A 1,697-nucleotide genomic window follows, 5' to 3' on the forward strand; every position below is an offset into this window, starting at 1 on the left:
GCACGTGCAGAAGCCGATCCAGTACGTCGGCGGCGAGCTCAACTCCACGGTCAAGCCCTGGGAGTCCTGCGACGTCCGCTGGGCGCTGATGTACCCGGACGCGTACGAGGTCGGACTGCCCAACCAGGGCGTCATGATCCTGTACGAGGTCCTCAACGAGCAGGAGGGCGTCCTCGCCGAGCGCACGTACAGCGTGTGGCCGGACCTGGAGGCCCTGATGCGCGAGCATCACGTCCCGCAGTTCACCGTGGACGGCCACCGCCCGGTGAAGGCCTTCGACGTGTTCGGCCTGTCCTTCTCCACCGAGCTGGGCTACACGAACATGCTGACCGCGCTGGACCTGGCGGGCATCCCGCTGGAGTCCAAGGACCGCGGACTCGACGACCCGATCGTGCTGGCCGGCGGCCACGCGGCCTTCAACCCCGAGCCGATCGCCGACTTCATCGACGCGGCGGTCATCGGCGACGGCGAGCAGGCCGTGCTCGACATGACGAAGATCATCCGGCAGTGGAAGGCCGAGGGCCGGCCGGGTGGCCGCGAGGAGGTGCTCCTCCGCCTGGCGAAGACCGGCGGCGTGTACATCCCGCGCTTCTACGACGTCGAGTACCTGCCGGACGGCCGCATCGCCCGGACCGTGCCCAACAGGTCGGGAGTCCCGTGGCGCGTGTCGAAGCACACGGTCATGGACCTCGACGAGTGGCCCTACCCCAAGCAGCCCCTCGTCCCGCTGGCCGAGACGGTCCACGAGCGGATGTCGGTGGAGATCTTCCGCGGCTGCACCCGCGGCTGCCGCTTCTGCCAGGCCGGCATGATCACCCGCCCGGTGCGCGAGCGTTCCATCACCGGCATCGGCGACATGGTGGACAAGGGCCTGAAGGCGACGGGCTTCGAGGAGGTCGGCCTCCTCTCCCTGTCCTCCGCGGACCACAGCGAGATCGGCGAGATCGCCAAGGGCCTCGCCGACCGCTACACGGAAGACAAGATCGGCCTCTCGCTGCCGTCCACCCGCGTGGACGCCTTCAACGTCGACCTGGCCAACGAACTGACGCGCAACGGCCGCCGGTCCGGCCTCACCTTCGCCCCCGAGGGCGGCTCCGAGCGCCTGCGCAAGGTCATCAACAAGATGGTCTCGGAAGAGGACCTGATCAGGACCGTCGCCACCGCGTACGGCAACGGCTGGCGCCAGGTGAAGCTGTACTTCATGTGCGGTCTGCCGACGGAGACCGACGAGGACGTCCTGCAGATCGCCGACATGGCGACCCGTGTGATCCAGAAGGGCCGCGAGGTCTCCGGCGCCAACGACATCCGCTGCACGGTCTCCATCGGCGGCTTCGTGCCCAAGCCCCACACCCCGTTCCAGTGGGCGCCGCAGCTCTCCGCCGAGGAGACGGACGCCCGCCTGGAGAAGCTCCGCGACAAGATCCGCGGCGACAAGAAGTACGGCCGCTCGATCGGCTTCCGCTACCACGACGGCAAGCCCGGCATCGTCGAGGGCCTGCTGTCCCGGGGCGACCGCCGCATCGGCGCCGTCATCCGCGCGGTCTACGAGGACGGCGGCCGCTTCGACGGCTGGCGCGAACACTTCTCCTACGACCGCTGGATGAGCAGCGCCGAGAAGGCCCTGGCCCCCTTCGGCGTCGACGTCGACTGGTACACCACCCGTGAGCGCGGCTACGAGGAGGTCCTGCCCTGGGACC

At 69.2% G+C, this 1,697-nt stretch carries 1 protein-coding gene; it reads left to right on the forward strand.

All coding sequences use genetic code 11. The features are described from left to right. The coding region (locus BZL64_RS32065) for a TIGR03960 family B12-binding radical SAM protein (protein WP_244205613.1) at positions 1-1,697 on the forward strand (1,697 nt) is incomplete at both ends.

Origin of the sequence: Streptomyces bobili (genome assembly GCF_002154575.1) — a bacterium.
GTDB lineage: Bacteria > Actinomycetota > Actinomycetes > Streptomycetales > Streptomycetaceae > Streptomyces > Streptomyces bobili.